The organism is Terrimonas ginsenosidimutans (genome assembly GCF_022012415.1).
Classification (GTDB): domain Bacteria; phylum Bacteroidota; class Bacteroidia; order Chitinophagales; family Chitinophagaceae; genus Terrimonas_A; species Terrimonas_A ginsenosidimutans.
In genome coordinates this window covers 22,727-43,276 of record NZ_JAKLTR010000014.1, presented here as the reverse complement: position 1 = coordinate 43,276, position 20,550 = coordinate 22,727, and the positions used below count along the sequence as shown (strand labels likewise).

Sequence of the window (20,550 nt, the reverse complement as noted above, 5' to 3'; positions counted from 1 at the left end):
AAGGAAGTTTCGTAAGGACAGGGGGAAAACCATTCCGTACTAAACCTCTTTAACTTATAAACGCAGGATGGCGATACTCCTCCGAAACCTCTGGAACTTCTGAAACCTCCCAAGCCTTCCCACCCCTCCCTTTCCACTAACAATCGTTATCTTTACTCCCTCAATTGAAAATAACCATATGAAGGAAGTTGTTATTGTTTCGGCTGTCCGTACGCCAATCGGCAGTTTCGGCGGCTCATTGAAAGCTTTATCTGCTACCCAGCTGGGTGCTGCGGCGATCAAAGGTGCGATTGCAAAGGCAGGTATCCAGGCTGATCAGGTTCAGGACGTTCTGATGGGTTCGGTTTTACAGGCCAATCTTGGTCAGGCTCCTGCGCGACAGGCCGCTAAGTTTGCAGGTCTTCCTGATCTGGTCAACTGTACAACCGTTAATAAAGTTTGTGCAAGCGGAATGAAATCGATCGCGCTGGCTGCCCAAAGCATTTTGCTGGGTGATGCAGAGATCGTTGTTGCCGGCGGAATGGAAAGCATGAGCAATGTCCCATTCTATGCACCAGCCATGCGTTGGGGAAATAAGTATGGAGACGTTTCAATGCTTGATGGTCTTGCAAAAGATGGCCTGACCGATGTATACGATGGCAAAGCAATGGGCAATGCGGCAGAGTTGTGCGCGTCAACCTGTGGTGTCAGCCGCGAAGAACAGGACGCGTTTGCGGTCGAAAGCTATAAACGCAGCCAGGCGGCCTGGGAGAATGGCTGGTTTGCCAACGAAGTGATCCCCGTTGAAATTCCACAGCGTAAGGGAGATCCTGTAGTGTTCGAAAAAGACGAGGAGCCTTATAATGTAAAGTTTGACAAGATCCCAACATTAAGCCCGGCATTTATAAAAGACGGAACCGTTACCGCCGCGAATGCTTCCACTATGAATGATGGCGCAGCTGCATTGGTACTGATGAGCGGGGAAAAGGCAAAAGAACTTGGTTTGAAACCTATCGCCCGTGTGCTGTCCTATGCAGACGCAGAGCAGGCTCCGGAATGGTTCACCACCACGCCTTCACTGGCTGTACCAAAAGCTGTGGAAAAAGCGGGTTTGAAAATGGAACAGATAGAATATTTTGAATTGAATGAAGCATTCAGTGTTGTGGGAATTGAAAATACAAGACGCATGAAACTTGATCCTGCTAAAGTGAATGTGCATGGAGGTGCCGTTGCAATTGGACATCCATTAGGTGCAAGTGGAGCAAGGATCATTGTAACATTGATCAATGTATTGAAAACAAAAAACGCGAAACTCGGAGCCGCCGGCATCTGCAACGGCGGTGGCGGTGCTTCGGCGATGGTGATCGAATTGATCGATGGCCGATAGCCGATGGCCGATGATCGATGGCCGATGGCCGATGGAGCATGGGAGTGAAGCACTTGCTGCTACCAGGTATAGTTTACTGCGGCTAACAGGTCGTTGTATTTTCGGCCATCGATCATCAGCCATCGATCATCAGCCATCAGCCATCGATCATCGGCCATCGGCCATCATCGGCCATCGGCCATCATCGGCCATCGGCCATCGATCATCGGCCATCGTCCCTCAGCCATCGTCCCTCAGCCATCGTCCCTCCGCCATCGTCCCTCATTACTTCACACCAGGGTACTCCGGCCGATAATAAAAAGTTACAATGCCGCTGTCAAAGGTTTTTGTCCTTAACAACTTCAGGCTGATCTGCTCTTTTATTTTCTTGAATAGCGATAATCCTTTTCCTTCGATCGTTGGGTGTATGGAGAGCTGGAGTTCGTCAACCAGGTGCAGATTCATTGCACCGACAATTAATCCCGGGCTGCCGACTAGGATATCTCCACCTGTTTGGCTTTTCAGGTCTTCAATTTCTTCTTTGATACTTCTTGTGGCTATTCTTGCATTATCCCATCGCAGCTTTTTCAGGGTGTGTGAGAATACCAGTTTATTGATCTTATCCATGGCGTTGGCAAAGTTGTCGGTCGACTGATCGCCCGTAGGATTGTTCACGATGTCGGGCCAGTAATTTTCCATTAACAGGTAAGTGATCCTTCCATAGATGATCGTGTCCGCACTTTGGATCAGGTCGGCATAATGCTGATGTATTGCCTTGTCGGCGATTCCGGCAGTGTGATCACAGAACCCGTCGAGGGTCATATTCATGGCGGCGATCAGTTTTCGCATTGTTACAGGTTTATCGAAAACAGCTCATTTTTCATGCCATGATCCCACTGTCCACCAGGCAGATGGCCGATGACCGATGGCCGATGGTGGATGGTCCCATCGGCTATCGGCCATCGGTCATCGGCCATCGATCCTCGCCCATCAATTCGAATTCAAAATTGATCAATATCCTGCCATGAATAGTCAGTATTTTTTATGAGATCCAGCATCAGGTTCTGCATTCCCTGAACAAATGCTGTTTCCGCAGATGGGTTAGCGCGCGAGTTAAAGATCAGCGCAATCGCCATCCCATTGTTGTGGCGCATAAAGCCGGCACGCGTACCCGGGAGGCTACCGTAGTTGTACCAAAGATTTTGAGCAGACCATAGCCCAAGGCCTAAACCGTAGGAGGCATAGACCGGAGAGCCGGTGCTCAAAGCTGTAACAGAAGTTGCGTTGATCATATCCGGCCTGGTAGTAAACCCATCGATCGCCAATATGAATTTCAAAAGATCTGTTGCTGTAGTGATCAGTCCACCGTCAGCATCTCTCCGCGGGAATGCAATATTATAAACATACGGGGCGTCATTGCCCTGTCCGTAATAGGTCACCTCATTGGTTTTCCGGTCAGCGGCTGTTTTGCCTGCCATATCTGTTTGTGTAATGCCGAGTGGTGCCATCAGATCTTCCCTGATATAATTGACATAGGATTTGCCGGAGAACTTTTCAATGATACGGCCCGCGATCCAGAAGTTGATGTTGGAATAGTCATACAAAGCTCCGGGAGTCTGCGGATTGGGCCTTGTGTTCAGGATCCAGTTGAACAGCTGGGTATTGGTATACGCGGGATTTTGATCAATAACATCTCCGCCCGTAGCGGCACCCCAGGCTCCACTGGTATTATTCAATAGTTGACGTACGGTGATATTGCCAAGGTTGGTATTGTAAGGAGCGGTGCCGTAAGTTGTTCCCAGTAACTTCCCTTCTCCGAAAACTTTATCATCCAGGGAAAACTTTCCTTCCTGCGCCAGTTTCAACACGGCCACGGCCGTATAGGTTTTTGACACGCTGGCAATGCGGAACCTGGATTGTGTGGTGACCTTTGTATTTGTCGCCTGGTCTGCAAAACCATAACCCTGTACATACACGAGCTTGCCGTTCTTGCTGATCGCCAGCGTTGCTCCGGGAACATTGTGGGTTGTTAGAAAGCCTGTCAGTTTTGAATCGACAGCGGCAATATCCTGCTGTTTCCCTGGGTTAGGTTCCGGGGGATTTGGTCCGTCATCACCACCACTTTTGCTGCAGGAGAATAAAAGAGCGGCGGGAAGTGCGAGAAAAAGTATCTTTTTCATACTGGTTGATTGTTTGTATGAACTGTTATCGGTCGGAAAAGGAAAAGGTCATCGGCGATGGCAGATTTTTTTTGCCGGAGACGATGCCGGGCAAACCGGTGGCTCCCGGATGAACGGTATCGAGTCTTGAATTTGATCCGTTGCCTCACCCGGTCACAAACAACAATGCGGACCCTTCCGGATCCGCATTGCCATATTATTTATAAAGGGGACTTTTATTGTTTAATGAACCTGACTGCATTCTGCTGCTCTATTTTCAGAAAGTAGATTCCCTTCTTTAATTCCTGGATATCGATATCCTGAACAGACTGTGTCAGCAATCCTCTGCGAACTATTTTTCCTTCAGCGTCTGTGATACTGAATGCCTGCTCACGTGTGCGGTCGCCGCCTTTCACCGTGATGGTGTTGATGGCAGGGATAGGATATACGCTGATGGCAGACACAGAAGCGGAGAGATCTACCTGTAGTGTTGCGCTTGTTTCAAAAGTAGCATCACGGTCAACTGTTTTCAGCCGGTAGAAACTGTGACCGTTCAACGGCGTTCTATCAGTAAAAGAATAGCTAAGTGGTGTGTAGCTGTCTCCGGCGGCATTGACACGTCCGATGGTTTCCCAGCTGCGGGTATCGTTGCTGCGTTCAATAGCGAAGTAGTGGCTATTGATCTCAGTCGCTGTTTTCCAGTCCAGCTGAACGGCTTTGTTCACCACTTTAGACTGGAAGGATACGAGTTTGACGGGAAGCGTACCGGCAGACACCAGAACTCTTGCGCTTTCGATAGCTGTGCTCGTGGTGATTCCATCATTGGGTACGATCCTGACAGATACATATTTCCCCACGTCCGCGGCGGCAAGTGTGTACGTCCGGGCTGTTGCTCCCGGGATAATGATTCTTCCGGTGGTGCCCGTTGCCTGTGGGTAGCGGTACCAGAGATAAGTACTGCTGTTCGTGCCGCCATCAACATCTGTATATGTATAGTCTGCGGAAAGCGTAGCACCTTCCCAGGCATTGCCGGATGTAGCCAGGCCGGTAACGACAGGAGGGGTGTTTGCTCTTCCTTCCGTAACGGCTGTTCTCGGGCTTTCCGCGCCGGTGGATTCCAGCGCCACAACATAGTAATAGAAAGGAGTTCCTACCGCGATAGTATTGCTATAGGTAAGTGTGGTGATCGGTGTGCCGGTCAGTAGCGAGAAAAAGCCTGTTGGGCTGGTGGATCGATACACGTTATACCTGGTGGCGCCGGGTGCAGCATCCCAGCTAAGCCTCACGCTGTTTGTAGCAGGAGTAACAACGAAATTGTCCGGCGTTGACGGTGGTACCCCCAGTCGGGTAACCGTGATCGTCATTGTTCTGGTATTGGTAGGGTGCTGCGGTTGCAATAATATATTGATGGTATTCGAGCCAACGTTCAGATTCATGTCAGCAGAAGTTGCGCCGCTGGCCAAAGCTGTATAAGCACCGCCGTTGACCCTGACCTGCGCAGTGGTGGTACTGGCTTCAATGGTTGGCGTAATGTTGATCTTATCAACATTGTTTGGTACCGATACGGTGTAATTGGTGCTGTAAATACTGAATGATGGAAACAGCGTTCCTGCGCTGATACCAAGTCCTGACAGCCGGGTATTCTCATCGAGATACTGTACACGTGTGATCTTGTTCAGGCTACGATCAGGCATGTACACAGTTCCGTTAGCATCAATTGCCACACCTGCGTATTTGCCATCTCCCTGGATCTTTCCTTTAACATAGGTTCCGGCAGTGTAGGTGATGATGTAACTGAAATCAGTGGCGAGGTAGAGGTTACCCTGACCATCAATGGCCATATCCGCCCCGGTGGTCGTCCATAATTCAGAGTCTGAATTCTGTGCTTTTATAGTGGTTTGGGCAAATGTAGTTCCATCGATCCGCGATAATTGTCCGTATGCGTTAAGGCAAAAGATATTGCCGTTTGCATCGAGGGCAAGCGACATGGTTTCTATCCCGGGAGTTACAGAGATCGTCCGGACCTGTTTCCGGGTAGTGAGATCGATAACAGAGATCGTTCCCTGGTGACCCATATATAAAAAGTTGCCACGGGCTTTCATACAATTATGGCGTGACAGGGAATATCCGGCGCCAGCGTTCATGTGCTCGGGTGTGAAATAAGAGATATTTCCGTTAAATATTGTGCCGACCATAAATCCATTGGACATAAAATAGATCGCGCCATTGCCTGCCACAGTGATATGGGCGCCTGCAGTGGGTATGGCGACGTTCGTAGCAACGCCTGAGGGCCATGGGGTCATGCTTCCAACGGTCCGCGGAATGCCGGCGATCACGCTGACTTTTCTGTCAGGTGAGATCTTACGGATCACGTTGTTGCCAATGTCCGTAATAAGAAGGTTGCCTGAAGCATCAAATGCTGCAGCCTTCGGTTGAGAAAATTGCGCCGTTGCGGCATCATTGTTATCCCCGGCATAATACCCACTTACTCCTGTCCCGGCAAAGACACTGCGGTAGGCGGCAAGCTGAGCGAATGCGGTATGACTGGTGGAAAATAAAATCACCCCTGTGAGCAGGTTGCACAGAAGGCGAGGCAGGCGGTATGCCTGCAATGCAGATTCGGTTCTCATAGTTATATTGAATTAAACGCATATGTCATGCATCATAGCGTATTCGAATGACACTGACCTTGCGGCGGCGCAAGAATAGATCAGATGAATGATATAGCCAATAGCAGATGAGAAAGTTTTTCTTGATAATTGTCAATCACTTAAAAAAATAGCGGCAACAGTTTCTTTGAATGTATTTTACATACGGGTAAACCCGGATACCATTGTAAGCATGTTTGTATGGAGGTGTTATGTCCGGCACAATGAATTGGTACGTTAGAAAAAAAGATAATCCTTATCTTCCGTTTATCAGCTTCATGCTTTAAAATCAATACTAACATGAGAATTTTCCGTTGTTCAATTGTGCTAACATCTTTGCTACTGGCCACCCGGGTCTTTGCCCAGGATGTTCCTCTTTTTACCAGTGACTTCACGCCTGAAGAATTTGCTGCGCGGCGCTCAAAGATCTATGATGCCATCGGAAGAAATGCGTTTGCGGTTATACAGGGAGCTCCAAGTCCGACCGGCTACGTTAAGTTTCGCCAGACCAATGAATTTTATTACCTGTGCGGGATTGAAGTGCCGCATGCCTACCTGGTGTTGAATGGTGCGAGCCGTACGGCATCTGTTTACCTTCCTCATCGTAATGAAGGAAGGGAGAGAGGTGAAGGAAAGATGTTGTCGGCCGAAGATGCTGACCTGGTCAAAAAGTTGAGTGGAATCGATAATGTATATGCATCGGATCTTTTGGCGGAACAGCTGGGTCGTTTCTCCAACGGCAGCCAGGATACAGCATATACACTGTTTGCTCCGGCGGAAGGGTTGGCCGTAAGTCGTGATCTTGGTATCCGCGTTACGGCAGATGCACTGGCGGATCAATGGGATCTGACGGCTTCGAGGGAGAGCAGGTTCATCCAACTGATCAAAAGCCGTTTCCCGGCCTTGCACATAAAGAACCTCAGCCCAACGATCGATAAGATGCGGCTGATCAAAAGCCCTGATGAAATTACCCTGATCAAAAAAGCTACGCGCCTATCTTCGCTTGCTCTGATGGAAGCAATGCGCTCTACAGTGCCAGGTATTTCAGAATATGAGCTGGACGGCATGGCAAAATATATCTATCATCGCAATGGCGCACAGGGAGATGCTTACTATTCTTTGATAGCAAGTGCGGAGAATGCTTTTTATCCGCACTACCATGAAGGTAAAAGAGTGATGAAAGACGGAGATTTCCTGCTGATGGATTACGCGCCGGATTACGGCTATTATATGAGCGACGTTACGCGGATGATGCCCGTGAATGGAAAATTCAACAGCTGGCAAAGAGAGTTGTATGGTTTTTACCTCGGATGTTATAAGGCTATACTTTATAACATCAAAGCCGGTTTGACAGCACAACAGATCAAAAAACTTGCAGCAGCGGAAATGGAGCAACTATTGAAACGCAGCAAATTTTCCAAACCGATCTATGAGAATGCGGCAAGATCATTCGTGCAGAGTTATGTCCGGTCTTCTGAAAGTGCGCGGGGCATGCTCGGACATTGGGTTGGCATGGCAACCCATGATGTGGGTGGATATGATGGCGGCCCGCTGGTTGCCGGAATGGTTTTTACCATCGAACCTGCACTGCGCGTACCCGAAGAAAAGATCTACATCCGTTTGGAAGATATGATCATCGTCACAGAGAAAGGTGCTGAGATCATTACAGATTATATTCCGATGGATATTGAAGGGATAGAGAAACTAATGAAAGAGGAAGGGATATTGCAGAAGTATCCGAAGGATACAGTAAAGTAAGGTGGGTACAATACGTAAAGTTAATTAATGCAGCAAACCTGTAAATCTCAACGTAGCAGATCGATGATTGCGTTTTACAGGTTTGCTGTATTATTAAATATTGCTGTTCAGGTTGGTCATTTATCGGCCACACATCTAAACCCGATTGTTGCAGCTCTGTCGATTCCCGGCGACAACAATAAATATTTCCCATACTTATTGAGTTCATATGCCTGCGGAAAATACCACCTTGATGTTTTCGCCTGGTAATAACTTCCCCCTTTTAATACTGCAGCGCGTGTATGTTCATCCGCATACTCATCTGTCCATTGCCAGACATTTCCAGTAAGATCCATTACTCCGAACGGACTTGCACCAACAGGAAATGCGTCGACATCTGTAGGCATACGGATATCCCTGCTGCTATCTACTGCCGGACGTTTGGTACTGTCCGCTGCTCCCCATGGATATAACCTTCCATCAGTACCCTGCGCTGCATATTGCCATTCCCATTCATGTGGCAAACGTTTGCCCGCCCATTTTGCATAAGCACGGGCATCTTCAATGGAAACCCAGGTGACAGGTTGTTTGCCGGTTCCCGGTGCATAGGTCCCATTCTGCCAGTACTTTAAAAAATTATGATCATCCGCAGGATGATATTTCGTGACATCGATGAATTGTTTGAACTCCTCATTGGTAACAGGATATTTATCTATATAGAAAGAAGGGATATTCATCACATGTTTTTGCGTATGTGAAGCATGCTGCTCCCACGGATGCTGGATCCCCAAGCCGGTGGGCAGTTCTTTTCCTTCTATCATTACACCGATTGATTCAAATGTATAATCTTTCATAGCAGGGATCTCGATCATGCCGGCAGGAGTGGAGCTTGCCCGCTTTGTGGGCTGAAGAGTAAACTGATGTTGCGGAATTGCTTTCCATACTGCGGAGTACGCTTTCAATGGTTGGGCAGAAAGTTTCTTCATGGTTTGAAGAAACTTTTTGAAAGAGGCCGTTTCCTGTCCGGATCTGATCACGACAACTGCACCAAATCCTCTCTGCTCGATCGACAGTTCTATGATCACGGAGCCATCTTTGTGTTTTGGTAAAAGTTGTTTCCCATTCCAGATATCGTAATAAGCCGTGTTTGCTTCCACAGGCAGCTTCAGGATCTCCCCGCTGAAATCATTGACGGTATCACGGTTTACAAAAGTGTACACAGATTGTTTTTCTCCGGGGAACAGGGATGCATACACGTGCTTATATGATAAGGGAACATGAGGCGTCCAGCCGGCGCTACTCCATTGTCCGGGGAATTGCTGATAGATCGTTCTGATCCGTCTGATCATTTCTCCATGTCTTGGTGAAACCTGGTTCCAGATACCCCAGATGTTTTCCCAGGCATTATAACCAACCCCATTGAAGAACGCGTATTGCAGATCATCTGTTTTGTCTGTCGCCCAGCGGTTGGTGATATGGACCTGGTGCATTGGTTCCAGCCATTTGTAAACACTGACGCCGGGCTTCTGTTCGTAGTTCCAGAAATAACCCCAGCTCATGGTGTTCCATTCGGCCATCTTCAATGTTTGAAGGCTGAGTTCCGGTTGCAATGCGAGCGCGTAACCAAGACTATCGTATACGGTTTTGTAATCTTCCGTTACACCGGGCATGGTGTCACCATTTAAACCATCTGCACCGAGTTGTTTCATGGCTTTGGTGAGTTCCACTGCCATAGAGTAGGCGAGTTTTCTTGTGCCATGATCCCAGATCATGATAGGGAAAAATACACGGACATTCTTTTTGTGAAAGGCATCGATCAATTGTTTGACGCCTTTGTATCCGCCAGGCATATCGGCGAGATAGTCCATCTGATTGCGGTGATCGATCCCGATGTTCGGATAGGTGGGCCAGATCAATACGGCATCCAACCCGCCATAACGTTTGTTGACATCATTGAGAAAACGATCAACGGTATACTTTCTTGTTGAAGGATCATAGAGATAACGGTCATGGGCCATTACCTGTGCATAGGTGTAGATATCTCTTGTCCAGGCCAGTTCTTTTCTTGTGTACTCGTTTGTATTGAATTGAAGTGTGTCACGGAGTTTCGTACGCCAGCTTTTCATGCTGTCGAGCCATGATTGATGGTTGCCTGCAGGTCCGGCGAAGAGTTCTCTTAGCTGGCCCTGAGTGGGTTGAGAGGCTAACTGAGGGTTGGGCTTGCGTGGGCCCATTTGGGAAAAGCTGATAGTGCTTACCTGTAGGGCGGCTATCAGCAGGAGGAGAGATTTTTTCATGATTGGGAGAGATTTTAAATAGGGAAGTAAGTATCGCAAAGGGCGCAGAGGGCCGCTAAGCACGCTAAGGTTTTCTTTGCGCCCGTTGCGGTCCTTTGCGCCCTTTGCGATACTTCAACGCCAGACGTGGTAAATGTATTTCTTATGGTAGTTTTACAACCGCCGGTTTATTACCGTAGATCACGTACTCATCTGCCTTAAGATCATAAGCCGCATCAGGATTCGTGATCACCACTTTCACCGTATGCTTTCCAGAAGACAGCCCAAGGTTCCAGAACAATTCATGCCTGCGCGAATGAAAAGCCGTTGGTAATTGCGCAGTTTCCACTTTCTGCCCATCTATATAAAGTTCACCTGTGAACTCCGTGTCCTTTCCGTCTTTCTGTTTTTTACTGACGCGGCCCAGCAATGCAAACCCCGTTCCTTCAAATTCAAATGAAAAGCCATTCAGTTCTGTATTGCGAACGGAAACTTTTGATTGAGGATACACCTCAGGGAAGCTCTTTTCATAACGAACCGCCGCCGGTGCCTGTGTTTTGATCACCACTGAATTCTCTTCTACCGTTCCACCGTTTCGTTTGATCATCTCCAACGCATGTTTGAAGCTTAGCTCATACACTTTATTGAGCGAGATCGTCGTATAACTGAAATTGATGTCTTCAATCTCTTTCAGTCCCTGCTTCCAGTATGCCGGGATCTTGTTGTATCCGAGAATGGTTCCGAGTACACCGCCTGCTGTGGATGGGTTGCAATCAGCGTCCTGGCCTGCTCTTGTAGAAATGTCCAGTGTTTTGGAGAAATCACCATTGCCGTACAGCAAACCCATTACAACATAGGCAGCGTTGATCTTTGCGTCTATATTGAACGGAACGAAAACACCTTGCGGAGTGATCATATCATTCGCCCATTTCTTCTGCAATTCAAACCAAGTAGAGTGCCAGTCGGGATATTGCTTATGCCATTTGATCACATCGCTGATGCACTGATGGAATTCACTTTGTGCAGGGATCGTTTTCAATGCTTCCTTTACTACAAATGCAACATCATTTGAGGTGAAGGCAATGCTGTACATGGCTCCAACGTAGACACCACCATACCATCCGTCGCCATAGTTCATGATATGGCCGATCTTATCATTTATGGTAGACGCTGAGTTGGGCATGCCGGGATTCATCAGTCCGGAATAATCCGCTTCGATCTGGTAATCGATCGCATCTGCCTGCAAGTTATGTTTGGGTTCACCGGATGCCGGTGCTTTGATCCCTTGCAGGATGTTGTACCGCGCAGCCTGGTTGGCAAACCAGAGATCGTACCCGGCGCGGGCGAATGAATTGGCAAAGGAATCAATAGGGGCGTCGAAGCCTACACGTTCCAGGATGTCAACAAATGTCAGGTCCATATAGATGTCATCATACAGGCCGGGAATGTCCGTCATTGTTTTCTTCAGGTATCCGTCATACCAGACCAGTGGCTGGTTCTCCTGGATGAACGTGCCGTTGTACCTGAATTCATAGGGCCCGCCGAATGTCACGCCGATGGTTTGCCCGGCCCAGCCACCGCGGATCTTATCCTGCAGGGCATCTTTGCTTAAGCGAAGATTGCCGGACCCTGAATTTGATCCTGATTTTTGAGCGCAGGCGGATATAACGAGACTGATGCATGCTGCTGAAAGAATATGTTTGATCATGATATTGATTTATGAATTAATGAAGTAGCCCGATGTATGAGATGGCGTAAGAGGAACGCAGCGGACGCGGCGATAAAGCCCGGAATACATTCTATTTCGTTGCGCTCGCCGCGTATCGCTGCGTCCGCTGCGTTCCTCCCCTGGATATCAATTAATGAAATTTAGTAACCTGTATTTTGTTTCAGATTTGGATTAACGTTCAGTGCCTGTGTCGGCAGCGGATACAATTCATGGTTCACATTTCCCGCTGGTTTTTCAAACCATGCTTCATTCCATTTATTGAAACGGATCAGGTCCTGGCGGCGATGATACTCCCAGGCAAACTCTCTTCCCCGTTCTGCCAGCAATGCATCCATAGTAAGTGTTGCAGTGGTGAAATCATGCGCATGATCACCGAATGCACGGAAACGAACCTGGTTCACCAGGTCCACTGCTGCCTGGTTGGCTACGTTTCCATTCTTACGCATGATCGCTTCTGCTTTCATCATCAATGCATCTGCATAACGGAATACCACCCAGTCATTGCTCATGCTTTCATTATCTCTTAAGCCTGCTTCGTATTCATACTTTTTGAAACGGACACCGTCATCCAGCAAAGCGGGATTGGTTGTATTATAGAGCGCTTTGATCTGCGGGCGATAATTAAGCTGGCGGGTGGCAGACAACATCAATGGAGCGCCGGACGCACTGTACTGCGGACCTTCCATCCAGGTCTTGATACGTTTATCGTTTGCGTCATAGGATCTGTAGAAATCTTCCAGCGTCGCATAACCATCCCAGGTGAAGGCGATCAGTCCGAATGTTTGCTGGCTCAACGTGTGCAATGTCCAGCAATGGATCTGCAGGATATTGCCCGGGGTTTTGGTCTTGTCATACGGAACCACAAAGATGTTTTCTTTCGAACCGCCATTGTTTGCGGTGAAATTGGAAAAGTAATCTGAAGAAAGAGAGTACCCATTTGTATTGATCACGGCGTCTGTTGCTGCGATCGCCTCATCCAGTTTGGTAGTTCCTTTCCATTTCGGCGCATTCAGGTACAGTTTAGCGAGCATCATGTTGGCCATTGCCTTTGTACAGGTACGGCCATAATTCGCCGTTGTTGGAGCATCATCCAGGAATTGGATATTGTCCGTGATCTCTTTCACCACAAAATCCCAGACTTCTGTACGTGTGCTTTGTTTTGGAATAGTGACGTCTTTGAAATCTGTAGAGATAGGCACATTCCCAAACCAGTCAAGCGCGCGGTAATAAAAGAATGCCCTCGCGATCTTCACTTCCGCAATGATCTTAGGTTTGCTTGGGAAATCAACAGGAGATTCCGCCAATTGGAACAGGATCTGGTTGGCCATGGAGATACCATCAAAGCAGAAACTGTAACCACCATTCATCACCTGGAGGTTTGGATTGTATTCATGCTTGTGAAGAGCGATCCAGAGACCATTATCATACCAGAGATTTGTTTCTCGGAACGGGATGATGCATTCGTCTGTGCCCACGAGGTCAAGACTACCTGCTCCGAATCGGTTAGTGATCTTTCTCAATTGTGCATAGATCCTTCCCACGTTTGTCATTACTTCCGCTTCGTTGCGGAAGAAGCCATCAGCAGGAATTGAAGAGAATACTTCTTCATCCAACTTTGTACAGGATGCGGTGCCGGCGGCAAATGCCAGAAGCAAGCTGAATTTGATAATTATTTTTTTCATATAGAAGCTTTTTCATTGTTAGTTTCAGAATGATACATTCAGGCCTAGTGTGAACGTGCGTGTTCTTGGATAATAGTTGTAAGCATCGATACCCGGTGACAGACCGGCGAGGCTCAGTTCAGGATCAACACCTTTGTATTTGGTGATGGTGAACAACTGCTGAGCAGTAGCGTACACTCTCAGTTTTTTCACGACACCTTCGCTGAACGAGGTAGTGTATCCGATTGAGATATTATCGAGTTTTACATAAGAACCATCTTCGATAAAGCGGGAAGAGTATTCTGCTTTTCCTTTATAACCCGGATAATCCAGTGCACTTAACAAGATGTTCTTGCCGCCGAGATAACCGAAGTTCTCATAGTAAAGGCGGTGGATATTCAGCACATCATTTCCGAAAGACCCTCTCAGGTTAAAGGAGAGATCGAATTTCTTATAGAAAATATTGTTGGCAAATGAAAGCTGGAATTTAGGGTAAGCATTGCCGGCCACCTGGCGATCGTTTTCATTGATCACACCATTCTTATCTGTGTCAGTATAGATCGGGAATCCGTTTGCATCGATACCTTCGAAGATCAGCGTAGTGAAGTTGCCGACAGGTTGTCCCTCGAGTACCTGGTGTGTCCATGTTTGCACGTCTGCACCGATATAACCCTGTTTCAGATCAGTGAGTTTAAATCCTGCATCGTTATTAGAGAACGATACAACTTTGTTCCTGTTACGGCTGAACAGGAACGTGGAGTTCCAGGTCAGGTTGGCTGTTTTAATAGGTGTAGCGCTCAGCGTAACCTCGATACCACTGTTGCGGATCGTTCCTACGTTTGTATAAAGGGAATTGTACAAATTTGGCGGAACAGGTACGGCGTATGTCCACAGCAGATCTTTTGTATTTCGGATATAGTAATCGATGCTACCGGAGACTCTTCCGTTGAACAAGCCGAAGTCAGTACCCAGGTTCAGCTCTTCTTTCTTTTCCCAACGCAGGTCAGGGTTGGGGTTGCTTGCAGGAGGGTAGGTATTGATCCAGTTTCCATTGTATAATACACGTCCACCAACCGCAAGCAGTTGCAGGGCGCGATAGTTACCGATATCCTGGTTACCCGTTACACCAAAGCCCGCACGCAGTTTCAGATCCGAAAGCCAGGGTACATTTTGCAGGAATGCTTCATTGCTCATTCTCCAGCCAAGGCTCACCGCAGGGAAATTACCCCATTTGTGATTTGCACCAAACCTGGAAGATCCTTCATGACGCAGGGAAACCTGTGCAAGATATTTATCATTCAGGTTGTAAATAACCCTTCCGAAGAAGGCGATCAGTGTGTTGGATTCTTTATAGCTCGACATCAACGCCTGGCCCAGTGGCAATGCGCCGCCGGCTCCGATATTGTTGAACTGGTAAAGATCCACGTCGTAGTTGCTGTTGGTTGCGCCAAAGGTTTCGTTCTCGCCATGCTGGTATGAATAACCGGCGATCGCCTGGATATCATGTTTGCCGAAACGTTTGCGGTAATCGGTGCTTATTTCAAGCAGTTTGTTATCGTTTTCTCCGGTGTTGATGATCGCTGTACCATTATTACCAATCCCGATCGGGTAGTAGCGCGATTGGTATTTTGTATTCTTGAACTGATCCCTGATCAATGATCCGAATGCTGATACATTCCATCCTTTGATCAGCGCATACGTGAGTTTCGCGCTTCCGGTAAATGTTTTCTGTTTACCGTGATCCACTTCTTCCGCCAGCATCGCTACCGGGTTATAATACTGGAATGGCCCTGTGTTCCGATAATATCCACCCGCCAGTGTATTCGTTGGATCGTATACCGGTTCTGTCGGATTACGACGGAATGCCTGTTGCATGATCTCCTGGTCGGTAAAGTCACGATCAGTTTCTGCATACATCAGGTTATAATTGATGGTTAGTTTGTTGTTGAATTCTTTCTGCGTCATCGTTACTTTCCCCTGCAGGCGCTTGTTGGCATTGTCTTTCACGATACCTTGTGCACCGCGATAGTTCACTGCTGCTCGATAGTTGAAATGTTCTGTGCCGCCGGTCATCGCGAGATCATAATAATGATCGATCGGCGTCTGCGTGATCTCTTCAAACCAATCCGTATTTGCTTTGAAATCAAACTCGCTTAAACGGCCGGGATAAACCTGCTCGATGGCTCCGCGGAATTCCTCAGCGTTAAGGTTGCGGAGTTTCTTCGCTACTTTTTGTACAGATACATAAGAAGAGAATTCGATGCCATGCTGACCCGCTTTACCTCTTTTCGTGGTAATGATGATCACGCCATTGGTGCCGCGTGTTCCATAGATCGCAGCAGCAGAACCGTCTTTTAATACATCGATCGATTCAATCTCATCCACGTTCACACTGTTCAGGTCTCCTCCAAGAATACCATCGATCACGAACAGTGGCCCCTGTCCGCCGGATAAAGTTGTCAGACCGCGGAGTTGTATATCAAAACCGCCGTTCACATCACCACCGGCAGGGCGGGAGATGTTCAGGCCTGCCACACGTCCCTGTAATAAACCAACAGGGTTGCCGATATTTCCTTTGTTGAAATCGGCAGGCTTTAATGTGGTGATGGCGCTTGTTACTTCTTTCTTCGTGGCAGTACCATAACCAACCACGACTACTTCTTCCAGCTTGCTGAAAGAAAGGATCATTTGGATATCAAGGCTGGCTTGCCCCGTGAAAGCTGATTCTTTTGCTTCGAAGCCAACAGCGGTGAATACGATCGTCTCGCCGGTTTTGGCGGCAAGTTTGTAATGGCCTTTCGCGTCAGTGCTCGTAGCCAAACCTGTTTCTTTATTTTTCACTGTTACATCGGTCAGTGGTTCACCTTTTTCATTGGTGACCACGCCGGAAGCCGTTCCAGCGGTTTGTGCATGGCTGAACAATGGCATGATCAGCAGCAGGCTGGCGAAAAGAACTGTCACCCGCAACGCGGAGAGCAGTCTTGTCATTGGAGGGGTCATAAGCAATCGTTTTAAAATGATGAAGAATTTAATGCAGGATGAATGGCATCGCGATGCGATCAGGCACCGGATACGATGATGAGGATAAGGCCAACAATAAAGCAGGCGAACATGCCGAGAAGCAGGCCCGTCACTTTCCCTTTGGCGTGACGGAATTCTTTCCAGACAAGAACGCCCCAGATGGCGGCAACCAGCGTGGCACCCTGGCCGAGACCGTATGACACTGCCGGACCAGCTTTTCCTGCGGCAAGCAGATTAAGCAGGTTGCCGGTGCCCCAGATCGCGCCACCAAGAATACCGACGAGGTGAAGGGGAAACTTTCCGCTGAAGTAATCTTTATAGGAGACGGGTGAGCCTTCCAGCGGTTTCTTCATCATCACTGTATTGAAGATGAAGTTGCTGGCGAAGATGCCGACTGCAAACACCACGAACGCAGTATAGGGCGTCATCTTAAGCGGCTCCGGGTTGACGAAGTTGTTCAGGTCCATTGCGACCGCGATAAAGCGATAGAAGAATGACATCAGCACACCTGCAGTGATCGATAACAGAATTCCTTTGGTCGTTGCTTTTGACGTGCTGCCTGCTGCTTTCTTGTAAGCAACAGCATTAAGTATAATGGCGAGCATAACCAGTCCCACTCCGCCAAACAATAATGCGGGATCACCTTTCGCTACACCAAGGTAATTGATGATCACACCAAGCACCAGCGCAATACCGATGCCAACTGGGAATGCGACCGACATTCCTGCAATGGCAATAGCGGCGGTAAGAAGGATGTTTGCAAGATTGAAGATGATGCCGCCGAGGAAGGCGCTCCCAATGTTAGATGAACTTGCCTGTGCAAGATCATCCAGGAAAGAACGGCCTGAACTTCCCCAGCTTCCTAAAGTAAGTGCGGCAACGATGGAGAAAACAAGAATGCCGATCACATAATCCCAGTAAAATAATTCGAAGCGCCATTTACCCGTCACTAATTTTTGGGTATTGGCCCAGCTGCCCCAGCATAACATGGTGATGAAGCAGCAGACGATAGCTAATGAATAATCCTGTACGATAAACATGGCAAGCGGTTTTGGATGAAGGATGATAGCGTTATTCAGTGATCAGTTTCCGTGCGATCAATTCGTTGCGATACGGAATGGATGATTGTGCCCCCAAACGTGTTACACATACAGCAGCAGCTTCGCAGGCAAATCGGACTGCATCCAGCAGATCCTTTCCTTCGGAAAGAGAGACAGCCAGTGCTCCATTGAAGCAATCACCTGCGGCGGTGGTGTCTACCGTTTTCACGGCGTGTGCGGGGATCAGGTGATGTTGTTCCCCATCAAATACCACCGCGCCCAGTGAGCCCATAGTGATCACCACATTCTTTACACCCATTTCGTGGATCAGTCTCGCTGCTTCTTTGGCAGACTCAAGATCTGTTACGTCTATGCCGGACAGCATGGATGCTTCCGTACGGTTGGGCGTGATGATGTCTACATGGGTAAGCAGTTCGCTTGGTAATGCCGTTGCGGGAGCAGGGTTAAGGATGACTTTGATGTCTTTTTCACTCGCGTATTTAACGAGGAAGAGAACGGTTTCCAAAGGAATCTCCAGTTGCATCAGGATGATGCTGGATGAATTGATGTCTGACAATGCAGCTTCCATGTCTGGTGGCAGGAGGGAGGCGTTTGCTCCGGGTGCGACCACAATGCTGTTCTCGCCTTCCTGGTCGACCGTGATGAGCGCTACACCGGAAGGAAGTTCATCATCAGAAAGAATGTAACGTGTATCGATGCCTTCTTCGTCAAACAATTGAAATGATTGTTTACCGAAAACATCGTTTCCCATTTTTGAAATAAAGATCACTTCACCGCCGAGTCGTGCCACGGCAACGGCCTGGTTAGCGCCTTTACCGCCGGGGTTCATAAAGAAAGATCCGCCGAGAACGGTTTCTCCGTGAGCGGGAATGTGGCTGGTCTTTACAACCATGTCCATGTTGGTACTGCCAACGACAATGATTTTCCTTGTTTTCATATGCAAGCGTTTTGGCGCGTTAGTTTGTTTTCGAATCGTTAGTGTCTGCCAGGTTCTGATTGGCGTAGGTTCTCGCAGATTGCGCAGATGGATGCGCAGATCCGCAGATATCTGTCTGCTATTTTGAGGTGATCTGCGTATCTATGCCTTGATCAGCGTTATCTGCGGGAACCTTACCTCAGCCGATTGATAATCTTATCCGATCATCTAATCTTACCCTGACAAACCAAAAATAAAGGCCGTGTTGACCGGAAAAGAGCCTATTTTTAGAAAAAGATAGAATCCTGAACGGGTGGTTGTGGAAAATGTGAGTAGATAAATGTTTGTTGTTCAGATTTTTATAAACAGAACGATTGCGTAATTTCCTAACTCCCGGTTGCCATGACCAATTGTGCCACGATCATCCGCCTGGTGAATTCCCTTTCTCCGTCTGAGAAACGGCATTTCAGAATGACCACCCAGAAACAGGCCGGTTCCAAAGACTATTTATCACTGTACGACATCATCGAAAAGAGCCACTCCGGTGAGTCGGATACGCAGCAGGTGGTGGCAGCTTTTGCGAAAAAGCAACCCAATGCATCGATAGAAGCGACGTCGAAATACCTGATCAAAGTGGTGACGGATTGCTTGATCGAATCAAAAACAGAAAAGGATAATGAGTTCAATCTTTATCGCCGATTGCTGCGCGTGAAGATCCTGCAGGAACGTTCATTGCCTGCAGCAGCGAATAAGGAGCTGAAGAAACTGCGCGATCGATCTGTTGCCCTGCAGCATCACCTGATGCAGTATCTCACCTTCAGGCTTGAATTGAATCAGCTTTCAGATCAGCGTTTTCCCGGTATCACGGATGATTACCTGGTGGAAACGCAGATGAAGGCGAAGGAGATCCTGCGGATGGTGCATAATATCGAAGGCCACTATTCACTTTATGAGTTGCTGAAGTATCGGTTGATACATATGGGGAAGGTTGTGTCTGACGCTGACAAGAGAAAACTGAATGATCTCTTGCTGAGTGAGATCAGTCTGGTGACGGGCAAAGTGAAGAACAGTTTTGAATCGAGAAAGCTGCACCTGTTGTTTCAGTCATTTTACTTTACGGATATCGCAGATCATCGTTCCGCATTGCAAAGTTTCAACGAACTGAATCGGTTGTTTGAACAAAACCCGGATCTGCATGATCATCCGCCGACGGATTATTATTCTGCATTGGATGGGATCCTGGATGTGTTAAGAATGGTTCGTAAGTATGATCAGGTACCGTTTTATATAGACAAATTGCAACGCATCAATACGGGCTCTTCACCTGAATACTTTCGTTATTTGGTGCAGAAAACCATTGCGATCTATGAGTTGTCTGTATTGACAGGAAAAGGCGATTTTACAGCAGCGATCGATTATGTGGAGAAGATCGATCCGCTCGTGTTGAAGTCATATCACCTCGTGAATATCGAAAAACAAACGGAGTTGTTTTTTTATTGTGCGCTGGCGCATTTTGGAAAGAAGCAGTATAAGAAGGCACACCGGTTCATTCAATCTGCCATTATTGATAACAGGGGCAATGCGTCGGAGATGATCGGCAAGGCGGCAAATCTGCTGAACATGATCTTGTATTATGAGATCAGGGATTTTGAATACCTGCAATACCAGATGCGTTCGTATCAGCGGTATTTTAAACAGCAGGGTGCATTGACGAAATGTGAGAAATTGGTGTTGAAGACGATCCAGGCGAAGCCTTATAATAACACGAGTGCCAGGAACAGATCTTTACTGGCGAAGATGGAACCGATGATCAAAACGATCAGGAGTGATAAGTATGAAGATCAGTTGATGAAGTATTTTGATTTCGCAGAGTGGGCGGTGGGAAAGTTCAAGTGAGGTTTTCGGGTTTAGCGTCGGAGTATCGCAGAGAACGCAAAGTAATCGCAGAGGACGCAAAGTGAATCTTAGCGCTCCTGGCGATTACTTTGCGTGCTTTG

Annotated in this window: 12 protein-coding genes; 3 read left to right on the top strand and 9 right to left on the bottom strand. The window is 47.8% G+C overall.

Translation table 11 applies throughout. From position 1 onward, the window contains the following. The first annotated feature begins 178 nt into the window (after positions 1-178). Positions 179-1,366 (top strand): acetyl-CoA C-acyltransferase, encoded by a 1,188-nt coding sequence (locus tag LZZ85_RS19790; RefSeq protein ID WP_237875091.1) that lies wholly within the window; start codon positions 179-181, stop codon positions 1,364-1,366. A 264-nt stretch (positions 1,367-1,630) separates the two neighbouring features. Here the strand turns inward: LZZ85_RS19790 and LZZ85_RS19785 are convergent, their stop codons facing one another. The 3 genes from LZZ85_RS19785 to LZZ85_RS19775 all read right to left on the bottom strand — a co-directional run bounded on the left by LZZ85_RS19785 (position 1,631) and on the right by LZZ85_RS19775 (position 6,134). Further along, a complete protein-coding gene (locus LZZ85_RS19785) occupies positions 1,631-2,194 on the bottom strand; it encodes a dihydrofolate reductase family protein (protein WP_237875090.1) in 564 nt (187 codons plus the stop codon). A 152-nt stretch (positions 2,195-2,346) separates the two neighbouring features. Next, positions 2,347-3,525 carry a serine hydrolase domain-containing protein gene (locus LZZ85_RS19780; protein ID WP_237875089.1) on the bottom strand — a complete coding sequence of 393 codons (1,179 nt, stop codon included), beginning with the start codon at positions 3,523-3,525 and terminating at the stop codon, positions 2,347-2,349. Positions 3,526-3,740: 215 nt separating this feature from the next. Then, on the bottom strand, positions 3,741-6,134 hold the full coding sequence (locus LZZ85_RS19775; RefSeq protein ID WP_237875088.1) for a T9SS type A sorting domain-containing protein: 2,394 nt from the start codon (positions 6,132-6,134) through the stop codon (positions 3,741-3,743). A gap of 318 nt (positions 6,135-6,452) precedes the next feature. On the opposite strand from LZZ85_RS19775, the gene LZZ85_RS19770 reads away from it, so the two are divergent. After that, entirely contained in the window at positions 6,453-7,910 is a 1,458-nt protein-coding gene (locus LZZ85_RS19770) for an aminopeptidase P N-terminal domain-containing protein (RefSeq protein ID WP_237875087.1), read from the top strand. Positions 7,911-8,026: 116 nt separating this feature from the next. On the opposite strand, the gene LZZ85_RS19765 is transcribed toward LZZ85_RS19770, so the two are convergent. From LZZ85_RS19765 to rbsK, 6 genes are all read right to left on the bottom strand, one after another. Next, positions 8,027-10,186: a formylglycine-generating enzyme family protein gene (locus tag LZZ85_RS19765; RefSeq protein WP_237875086.1), complete on the bottom strand. Its 2,160-nt coding sequence runs from the start codon at positions 10,184-10,186 to the stop codon at positions 8,027-8,029. 142 nt (positions 10,187-10,328) lie between these two features. Continuing rightward, entirely contained in the window at positions 10,329-11,873 is a 1,545-nt protein-coding gene (locus LZZ85_RS19760; RefSeq protein ID WP_237875085.1) for an ADP-ribosylglycohydrolase family protein, read from the bottom strand. 161 nt (positions 11,874-12,034) lie between these two features. Beyond that, positions 12,035-13,576 carry a RagB/SusD family nutrient uptake outer membrane protein gene (locus LZZ85_RS19755; RefSeq protein WP_237875084.1) on the bottom strand — a complete coding sequence of 514 codons (1,542 nt, stop codon included), beginning with the start codon at positions 13,574-13,576 and terminating at the stop codon, positions 12,035-12,037. Between the two features lie 24 nt (positions 13,577-13,600). Further along, on the bottom strand, positions 13,601-16,555 hold the full coding sequence (locus LZZ85_RS19750) for a SusC/RagA family TonB-linked outer membrane protein (RefSeq protein WP_237875083.1): 2,955 nt from the start codon (positions 16,553-16,555) through the stop codon (positions 13,601-13,603). Positions 16,556-16,614: 59 nt separating this feature from the next. Beyond that, positions 16,615-17,616, bottom strand: coding sequence for a GRP family sugar transporter (locus LZZ85_RS19745; RefSeq protein WP_237875082.1), 1,002 nt, complete (start codon positions 17,614-17,616; stop codon positions 16,615-16,617). Between the two features lie 31 nt (positions 17,617-17,647). After that, the gene (rbsK, locus tag LZZ85_RS19740; protein WP_237875081.1) at positions 17,648-18,574 is read right to left on the bottom strand and encodes a ribokinase; all 927 of its coding nucleotides are present in this window, start codon (positions 18,572-18,574) and stop codon (positions 17,648-17,650) included. A 381-nt stretch (positions 18,575-18,955) separates the two neighbouring features. On the opposite strand from rbsK, the gene LZZ85_RS19735 reads away from it, so the two are divergent. Further along, positions 18,956-20,449 (top strand): hypothetical protein, encoded by a 1,494-nt coding sequence (locus LZZ85_RS19735; RefSeq protein ID WP_237875080.1) that lies wholly within the window; start codon positions 18,956-18,958, stop codon positions 20,447-20,449. Positions 20,450-20,550: the final 101 nt, after the last annotated feature.

Excerpts from the sequence above, each read along its gene's own strand:
- LZZ85_RS19745 (WP_237875082.1), bottom strand. The coding sequence starts at position 17,616 with ATGTTTATCGTACAGGATTATTCATTAGCTATCGTCTGCTGCTTCATC.
- LZZ85_RS19770 (WP_237875087.1), top strand. The coding sequence starts at position 6,453 with ATGAGAATTTTCCGTTGTTCAATTGTGCTAACATCTTTGCTACTGGCC.
- LZZ85_RS19780 (WP_237875089.1), bottom strand. The coding sequence starts at position 3,525 with ATGAAAAAGATACTTTTTCTCGCACTTCCCGCCGCTCTTTTATTCTCC.
- LZZ85_RS19760 (WP_237875085.1), bottom strand. The coding sequence starts at position 11,873 with ATGATCAAACATATTCTTTCAGCAGCATGCATCAGTCTCGTTATATCC.
- LZZ85_RS19735 (WP_237875080.1), top strand. The coding sequence starts at position 18,956 with ATGACCAATTGTGCCACGATCATCCGCCTGGTGAATTCCCTTTCTCCG.
- LZZ85_RS19785 (WP_237875090.1), bottom strand. The coding sequence starts at position 2,194 with ATGCGAAAACTGATCGCCGCCATGAATATGACCCTCGACGGGTTCTGT.
- LZZ85_RS19755 (WP_237875084.1), bottom strand. The coding sequence starts at position 13,576 with ATGAAAAAAATAATTATCAAATTCAGCTTGCTTCTGGCATTTGCCGCC.
- LZZ85_RS19750 (WP_237875083.1), bottom strand. The coding sequence starts at position 16,555 with ATGACCCCTCCAATGACAAGACTGCTCTCCGCGTTGCGGGTGACAGTT.
- LZZ85_RS19775 (WP_237875088.1), bottom strand. The coding sequence starts at position 6,134 with ATGAGAACCGAATCTGCATTGCAGGCATACCGCCTGCCTCGCCTTCTG.
- LZZ85_RS19765 (WP_237875086.1), bottom strand. The coding sequence starts at position 10,186 with ATGAAAAAATCTCTCCTCCTGCTGATAGCCGCCCTACAGGTAAGCACT.
- LZZ85_RS19790 (WP_237875091.1), top strand. The coding sequence starts at position 179 with ATGAAGGAAGTTGTTATTGTTTCGGCTGTCCGTACGCCAATCGGCAGT.
- rbsK (WP_237875081.1), bottom strand. The coding sequence starts at position 18,574 with ATGAAAACAAGGAAAATCATTGTCGTTGGCAGTACCAACATGGACATG.